This is a genomic window from Kitasatospora sp. NPDC004669 (genome assembly GCF_040609455.1).
Classification (GTDB): Bacteria; Actinomycetota; Actinomycetes; order Streptomycetales; family Streptomycetaceae; genus Kitasatospora.
The window spans coordinates 1-7,415 of the sequence record NZ_JBEXKB010000099.1; the positions used below are offsets into that span (position 1 = coordinate 1).

Annotated in this window: 9 protein-coding genes and 1 pseudogene; 4 read left to right on the plus strand and 6 right to left on the minus strand. The window is 69.5% G+C overall.

The features are described from left to right. A partial coding sequence (locus tag ABZW30_RS42070) for a transposase family protein (protein WP_355676623.1) occupies positions 1–285 on the minus strand: 285 nt, incomplete at its 3' end. 395 nt (positions 286–680) lie between these two features. On the opposite strand from ABZW30_RS42070, the gene ABZW30_RS42075 reads away from it, so the two are divergent. Together ABZW30_RS42075 and ABZW30_RS42080 are read left to right on the plus strand one after the other, a co-directional pair. Continuing rightward, positions 681–1,583, plus strand: coding sequence for an oxidoreductase (locus ABZW30_RS42075; RefSeq protein WP_355676600.1), 903 nt, complete (start codon positions 681–683; stop codon positions 1,581–1,583). A 944-nt stretch (positions 1,584–2,527) separates the two neighbouring features. Beyond that, positions 2,528–2,764: a hypothetical protein gene (locus tag ABZW30_RS42080; protein WP_355676601.1), complete on the plus strand. Its 237-nt coding sequence runs from the start codon at positions 2,528–2,530 to the stop codon at positions 2,762–2,764. Between the two features lie 127 nt (positions 2,765–2,891). On the opposite strand, the gene ABZW30_RS42085 is transcribed toward ABZW30_RS42080, so the two are convergent. Together ABZW30_RS42085 and ABZW30_RS42090 are read right to left on the minus strand one after the other, a co-directional pair. Further along, the gene (locus tag ABZW30_RS42085) at positions 2,892–3,131 is read right to left on the minus strand and encodes a hypothetical protein (protein WP_355676602.1); all 240 of its coding nucleotides are present in this window, start codon (positions 3,129–3,131) and stop codon (positions 2,892–2,894) included. Next, positions 3,100–3,828, minus strand: coding sequence for a hypothetical protein (locus ABZW30_RS42090; RefSeq protein WP_355676603.1), 729 nt, complete (start codon positions 3,826–3,828; stop codon positions 3,100–3,102). Before ABZW30_RS42090 ends, ABZW30_RS42085 begins: the two co-directional genes overlap by 32 nt. A gap of 83 nt (positions 3,829–3,911) precedes the next feature. Between ABZW30_RS42090 and ABZW30_RS42095 the strand changes: the two genes are divergently transcribed. Next, complete coding sequence (locus ABZW30_RS42095; protein WP_355676604.1) at positions 3,912–4,439, plus strand: SMI1/KNR4 family protein; 528 nt, start codon at positions 3,912–3,914, stop codon at positions 4,437–4,439. Between the two features lie 610 nt (positions 4,440–5,049). Here ABZW30_RS42095 and ABZW30_RS42100 read toward each other — a convergent pair. From ABZW30_RS42100 to ABZW30_RS42110, 3 genes and pseudogenes are all read right to left on the minus strand, one after another. Next, entirely contained in the window at positions 5,050–5,457 is a 408-nt protein-coding gene (locus tag ABZW30_RS42100; protein WP_355676624.1) for an LAETG motif-containing sortase-dependent surface protein, read from the minus strand. Further along, positions 5,457–5,672, minus strand: a pseudogene (locus ABZW30_RS42105) (ATP/GTP-binding protein); the annotation flags it as partial. The pseudogene ABZW30_RS42105 and the gene ABZW30_RS42100, both read right to left, overlap by 1 nt. A gap of 472 nt (positions 5,673–6,144) precedes the next feature. After that, complete coding sequence (locus ABZW30_RS42110; protein ID WP_355676605.1) at positions 6,145–6,369, minus strand: hypothetical protein; 225 nt, start codon at positions 6,367–6,369, stop codon at positions 6,145–6,147. 589 nt (positions 6,370–6,958) lie between these two features. Here ABZW30_RS42110 and ABZW30_RS42115 point away from each other — a divergent pair. Then, on the plus strand, positions 6,959–7,415 hold a 457-nt coding region (locus tag ABZW30_RS42115), incomplete at its 3' end, for a hypothetical protein (protein ID WP_355676606.1).

Here is a 7,415-nt window from a genome sequence, read left to right on the forward strand (position 1 = left end):
CTGCAACAGCGGGGTGCGCCGCTGGTAGCGCACGGTCAGCCCCGGCACCTGCTCGGCGAAGGTCACCTTCGGGCAGGCCGAGTTCTCGCAGTACACGCGGCGCACGGATAAGTCGATTCGGAGAGGCCGGCCGCCGAGCGCGACATCGGCGAGATGCCGCACATAACGGCTGTGGCACCACTCGGTCAGCTGGCCGCATCCCGTACACGCCGCTGGAACGCCGGAGCGTGTGCGGGCGCGGACCGCCACGACAGCATCGGAAACATCGACCGAGACAATCAGCACATTGGCCAACTGCGGTAACAGTGTGGATAGTTCAACAGGACACAGTCAGAGGTTGCCCACTGGCAAACCAGTCGACCGCTGGCCCGGGGTGATCTCCGGCTACGAAAATCTTGCCAGAGCCGTGAAAGTGCACGGCCCGGTACAGACGAACGTGCGCAACGCGCCGTATGCGGCAGCACCGCGGCAAGCACCTGGTCTGCCGCGTCACCGGCAGGGGCGGCGTGATCACCGGAATGATGGCCTGGCTGAGCCTCTCTCGGCAGGTCCAACGGCTGGGCGGCGACGGTTCGTTCCCGATACGGATGTGACGATTCGCCCAGTCCGTCGGCCTGTCGCAGCACGCCGCGACCGCCCCATACTCCAGAACCTGACGGTCCGACGAGTGAAGGAGAACGGTGAGCACAGCAGGGACGGGGACGTGGAAGCTCGGCGATCTGGAGGTGAACCGCGTCGGCTACGGCGCGATGCGGCTGACCGGCAACGGCATGATGGGAAACTCCGACGGTACGCCGATCGACCGCGATGTCGCCGTTCGCCTGCTGCACAGCGCGTTCGAGCAAGGGGTCAACCACATCGACACGGCCGCCTTCTACTTCTCCCCGCTGCGGTCCGCGAACGAGCTGATCAACCGGGCACTCTCGCCCTGGCGTGACGACGTGGTCGTGGTGACCAAGGTCGGCCCGGGGCGTGATCCCTCCGGCGAGTGGCTCACCATGGCCCGCCCCGACCAGCTGCGCGGCCAGGTCGAGGAGAACCTGCGCCAGCTCGGCCGGGACCACCTGGACGTGGTGAACCTGCGCCGCAACGGCCCCGGGACGACCTCGATCGCCGAGCACTTCGGCGCCCTCGCCGAGCTGCGCGAGGCGGGCCTGGTCCGGCACCTCGGACTCTCCAACGTCCGGCCCGAGCACGTGGCCGAGGCCCAGGCCATCGCGCCCGTGGTCTGCGTGCAGAACTCCTACGGCCTGGACTGGCGTCGCGCCGACGAGAGCGGAGTGGTGGACCTGTGCCTGGAGCAGGGCATCGCCTTCGTTCCGTTCTTCGCCGTCTCCGGCCTGCGGCGCGAGGCAGCCGCGGCCCAGGAGCAGGACGCGCGCGTCCACGCAGTCGCCCGTGCCCATGATGCGACGCCGGCCCAGGTGCGTCTCGCCTGGACCCTCCACCGCGGTCCGCACGTGCTGGCCATTCCCGGCACCACGAACCCGGCGCACCTCACCGAGAACATCGCCGCCGGCGCCCTGCGCCTGACCGAGGAGGACCTGACCCTCCTCGACAAGCCAGGCGAGAGCGCTCCCTGACAAACGGTTGTTGTACCGTCCGCGCCATGTCCTGCGAGGAGAACCGGCCGACCTGCCCAACGTGCGAACAACCCCTCACGGGACTCGCCATGGCCCTCTTCCAGCGGGAGGACGACGGTAAACGCACATGCCGCGGCGTCTGGGGATGACCCCGGGGCCACGTCTGGTGGCAATGGGCAGACCGCCCCGACGACCCCCTCGAAACCTGCCCCCACCCCGACCTCTTCACCTGACCCCACACCAAGCCCGAACCACGCCCCCCGCCCCCCGACCGTCGGCGATCGGAACCGGCAGACCGGAACGCGGCCGCACCCCCGGCACCACCTACCAATGGCCGCCCCCGACACCCACCACCCGGGCAGGCGCAGCACCAGCGGCCCCGGCGGGCCCAGCACGGTCGGAGCAGGCCGGGGGTTCGCCGTCCAGGCCCCGGCCGCTGCTGCCCCGACCACGGCAGGCCGGGGCAGCAGCGACCGAAGCGACCGATGCAGTGGGCGCCGACGAGGCGGCCGGGACGGCGGTGGGCGCGGGCCGGGGCCGCCACCGGGGGCGGCGAGGCTCCCCCGAAGCGAACACCGGCTCTCCAACGGTCTTTCCGAGGTCTTTCTGATGCGAATTCAGGAGATTACCGTGAATGCGATTCCGTCCCCTTTTCCTGAACGCTCCGGTCTGCTATTTCCGATGTTTCGGCCGGGTTCGTGGCGGGGCCCGGGCTCCGGCGGGGTCTCGGCGAGTGGTGTGCACTTACAGTCACCATCTGGCGGAGTGGCTGCCGTCCGTCCGGTCCGCAAAGCGGTCGGGCAAGTGGTCCAGACAAATTGGTGATCAAGGCCATTTTGCGTTCTCAATCAGAAGCAGGTCATGACTCATGACCTCCCGATCGATGCGGCCGGTCGGCCGTACCAGCGGGTGCGTCACGGCCGCGGTACGCCGAGGCTGGAACGGTGAACGTGATCGTCGTCCTGGAGAACCCCGGCTCGCCCGACCTGGTGGTCGTGCACGCGGCCACGTCCGATCCGGACCTGCCGAGCAGCCCCGGCCCGGTCACCGCCTGCGGCCTCGACACCGCCGAGATGGTCAGGAATTCGTGGCAGCCGACCGAACCCGGCCAACACTGGTGGCCACCCGAACTGCGCAGCCGGACCTGCCCGCGCTGCGACCAGGCCATCCGCATCGCCTAGAACGCTGGCACCAACCCGCTTAGTGGCCCCGGTTGGCCCCACGCGATGCAGGAGGCCGCCCAGGCCCCGCAGCGGCCCTGCGCGGACCGCCCACGCCCATCCCAGAAGTTGTTGAGGAGCGAGACTGTCAGCGAGTCGGTCCCGGCCGGTCTCGCCAGTACACGCACAATTCCCGCCAGTGCCAGCGGGCCCGACCGAACGCCACCCAGTGCCGGTCGGGCAGGTCGTCGCCCAGGTCGTCCAGGGCGATCCGTACCGCCAGGTCCAGCCAGCCGGCCGAGTAGTAGCCACCGATCGGCTCGCGCAGCTCCTGCTGGGTGCACGGCAGGTCGACGTCAGAACGGCGGGTCGCCGGGGTCCCAGCCACCGCCTGGCCGGGGCGAGCCAGTGACGTACGGGCTGCGATTGTCGTCGCCGGGCCGGGTCAGACCGGTGGTGTCGTGGCCCCAGGCGGTCAGGGCGTCGAGGGCCTGCCTGCGCCGCCACCGGGTGTCGCTGGTGAGCAGGAGGCGGCGGGCGCGTCCGGCCAGGCCGTCACGGTGCCCGGCCAGGCCCGGGTGCTCGGCGAACGCCAGGGCGGCGGACAGGGCGGTGTCGGCGACTCCGAGGCCAGGGGCGTCGAGGAACGGGGCGACGGCCTGGTGCAGCGCCGGTCTCAGGGCACGCACAGCGGCCATCACCGGGGTGTAGCCGTCCACGAAGACGTCGTCGAAGTCCTTCTGGAGCTCCGGCGGGCAGGCGGCGTCGAAGTCGTGGGCGACATCGGCCAGCCACTCCAGCAGCAGCACGCACACCCCGCCCGCCGCCCCCGGGTATCGCTCCGCACGGCGCGCCAGGACAGCCGCGATGCACAACGCCGCCGGCACGGTCGCCTCGTAGATCGTGTTCTGATGCCGCAGCCCGAGGTCACCAAGAGCCTGCCCGGTCTCCTCCACGGTCAGGTCCGGACCGAGTAGCCTGGCCAGCACCCGGGGCACCTCCCCGTCCGGTCCGAACCCGGTGTCCAGAGACAGCCAGTCCGTCCCCCGCACCACCACCCACGGATCCGGCAGAACCCCAGTCACGGGCAGACCGGAATACGAGTCGGAAGTCGTCACCCACCGCACCCTACGACCCGACACCGACACGGCCCCGGTAGGTTCTGCGCGTGACAGCTACCGATGATCGACGCTTCCCCACCGCACTGGCCGCCGCGCTGGCCGTGCCGTTCGACTACAACGGCGGCGCGGGCATCGACTTCGAGCCCTTCGACACCTTCCTCTGCGCCGAGGACACCACCGACTGGCTCCGTGCCTGGACCGGCAACGACGAGCTGACCGGCGAGAACTTCCGGGTGTTCGGGCAGGACGGCTCCGGCGGGTACGCGGCGTTCTGGCTGGCCCGCCCCGACCGCCCGCTCACCGACCAACCGGTCGTCTTCATGGGATCCGAGGGCGAGACCGGCGTCATCGCGGCCGACCTCGCCGACCTCCTGTGGGTCCTCGCCGCCGGCATCGGCCCCTCCGAGGCATCCACCGACCACCACCTCGACCAGAAGCCGAACCCCAGCCCGCAACGAACCGCCATCGCGGAGCAGTTCGCCCCCAACCGGTGGCGCCCAGCCAAGGCCATCATCGAGCAGGCAGGCAAGGAGTTCCCCGACTTCGACGACATCGTCTTCGAACTCTGCCGCTAGCCCAAAGGGTCACACCCTCGGACACTTCCACGGCGGGCACAGCTTCTCGTGGAGGAGGCGGACCTCCCACCACAGGTCGTCGAGCCTGCCACGCCTCGGCGTGCACGACGGGCTCCGGCACGCCGCCGTCCGGGCGGGCGCCGAGGACAATCCGGCCCTCGACCAGGGCCACCCAGCCGTCCAGGCCGTCGACGTCGCGCTCGGTCCAGCCGCAGGCGAGGCCGACGCCGTGGTGCAGGGTGCGGATGCCGTCGTGGCCGGACCAGCGCAGCCACATCGAGCCGCGCACCAGCGGGAAGTCGAGGAACGGGCGGCCCCTCGCACGCGCGGCTCGCCGCCGGGCATCCACCGCGTCCGCACGGTCCTGCTTGGCTGTCCGCTCGGCCAGGCGCGCGGGGCAGAACTCCTCCTCCGTCTGGTAGTCCACCGCCTGGCGCAGCTTGCGGCCGGCGGGACCGGGAGACGGGTCAGGATCTCCACCCGACCGGTCAGCCGGGGGGACTCCCGGTCAGGCTCCGGCGGTGGGCGGGTCGGTGCGCTTCGGCGGGAAAGACCATCGAGGGGCGCGAACGGTTGTCCGCGCCCCTCGGTTGGCCTCCCTGGCGGTCGATCAGCTGCGCGCGCCCGCCTTGCGGCGGCGCAGGAACAGCAGCGTGCCAGCGCCTGCGGCAAGCATCGCGACACCTCCGAGCGCGATCGGCAGGGTGTTGGAGGAGGCGCCCGTCTCGGCCAGGTGCGGGCCCGCCGACGGCGACGCGGAGGCGGACGGGGCGGCGGCCGCCGGGGCGGTGGTCGCAGCGGGGGTGGAGGTCCCGCCCGCCTCGGCGACCTGGAACTCGCTGGGGTACTCGCCCAGGAACTGTGTGCAGGCGTTCGGCTTGTTGTTGGCCGGGGTGGGGACCTTGTCGTTGTCGAAGGTCTCCGAGGCGCCGTCGTAGTTGCCGCCGTACTTGCCGACCGGGGCCTTGGCGGTGGCAGCGATCCGGAACTGGACGGTGAGCTTCTCGCCCTTGGCCAGCGGGCGGTCGCGGCGGGTGGGACGGTGATGTAAACGACCGGGATCCGGCCGCTGGTGTGCGGATGGCGGGCCTGGTCGAGGAGTTCGCGGGTCCGTCCGAGCTGGGTGACGGCGATGGTCTTGCCGGTGCCGGCGGGGCCGGAGACGATCAGCCCTCGGTGGGCGCTGATCGCGTGCTTGTTGAGCAGGACGAGGCGACGTCCGCAGGTCGCGGTTCTCCCCACATTTCTCCCCAAGACCGGCCCGTGCGGTCACGATCCGACAACGGGTGCGCTAGCCGGGGTTACGAACCGGCGCGCCAACCAATTGCCGCCCCTCCCGGCCACCGCGCCCGGATGCCAGGCAAACACGCAGGTCGGATGCCGTGGTGAGTGGCCGTCAAGGTGAACTCACCACCCCGACAGCCCTCTCCTTCCCCTTCCTGTCCTTGGCTTTGCGGTTGGTGGTTGGCTGGTTGGGGCGGTGACGTTGAGGGTTCGCCGCGCCTGCGGCGGGCCTCTTCTTCTCTCGCGTCCGGCTGGTGCCGGCCGCTCGCGGTGGGACGGGCGGGCAGGGCGCGCGGCGGCCCCAGAAAGGCCGTCAGGCCGCCTCCGCCTGGCCCGGCCGCCGCCCGTTCCTCCAACGCGGCGGGTACAGGCGGGCAGAGACGGCCTGACGGCCTTTCGACGGGCACCGGGCCCGGCCGGGTCAGCGCCAGTCGGGCCCGGGCCCGACCACCGTCGCCGGCTGCTCCTTGCTGAGCTTCGCGCTGCGGTTGTTCGTGTTGGAGATCCACACGCCGAGCTTCACGGCTACGGAGCCGCCCTCGCCTTCGCTCTCGACCAGCTCTTCAGCGTGCCCGCGTGCCACCGTCACCGAGCCGGTCCGCTCCCCGGTACTGGCGCAGGGGTCGAACGCACTCGGCTTCGCCACACTGCCGGCCTTCGCTTTCTTCGGCTTCTCCTCCCCGGCCGGGGCCGCGAGCGCTGGAGGCCGCTCGACCTCCTGAACATCCCCTGACTGTGAGGATGTGGATGGCACCGCGCGGGAGTCTGGCCCTTCTTTTGACTGACGCTTCGGCTGTCCTTGGCTGGAATGGCGCTCCGCCTTGACCTCGGACGTCTTACTCGCGTGCTCGCAACCAACCGGACCCTGCCGAAAAATCCCCCCGAAGGTACTTGACCGATACCGCCCCTTCAGGGACCTGCGGACTCACATGCTCACCAGGACTTTGAAACGGCCCTGGCGCAGAGACTGCAGGATTACGCTCGAAAACGATTGACGGTGTGAGAGTTTCTTGTGAAAGCCTCGGATGCCGCACCCATCGACTCGCGCTTGCCTGGCTGTCCGGCCCGTGGACATCAAAACGACGCGACGTAGACTCAGTGAGTAAGGAGGAGGCGGAGGAAAGGTAGAAAAATTAACGAAGGGTGTATTCGAAATGCCAGAAAGAGGTTCTCGGCGCCAAGGAATCAAAGGAATCAAACGGGCGAGTCGGCTGGGCTCAGCCGCCGCGATAGCGATGAGCGGCGTGCTCCTGGGAGGCGGCGGCACGGCGCTGGCGAGTACCGTCCCGACCACATTGCACGCAGTGTCGGCAGCTCCGAACATCCACCGCTACGTCGCGCAAGATGATAACCCCAGGGGCCGGGACGCGGGCTACAAGGTTGGCTTGGATCTCGGCGCGAAGCAAGCCATCTCCGACTATAAACACGGCCAGACGAGCCGCAGTTATGCGCCCCTCACGGTCTCGGGAAATGACCCAAATTACTCCTATCTCAGTGGAGTGCTGAAGGGCGAGAAGGACGGATATTCGCAAGAAATGAATACCATCCTCGGCGAGAAGACCGGGCCCATGATCCCCACCCCGTGGGCTCCATACGGGTTGGGGCATATACCAGAAGAATCCCAGTCAACGATATCGAGAACGCCGTCTACGCCTCAGCATGACCATGGTTCATGTTCCGCTTGCAATAGCT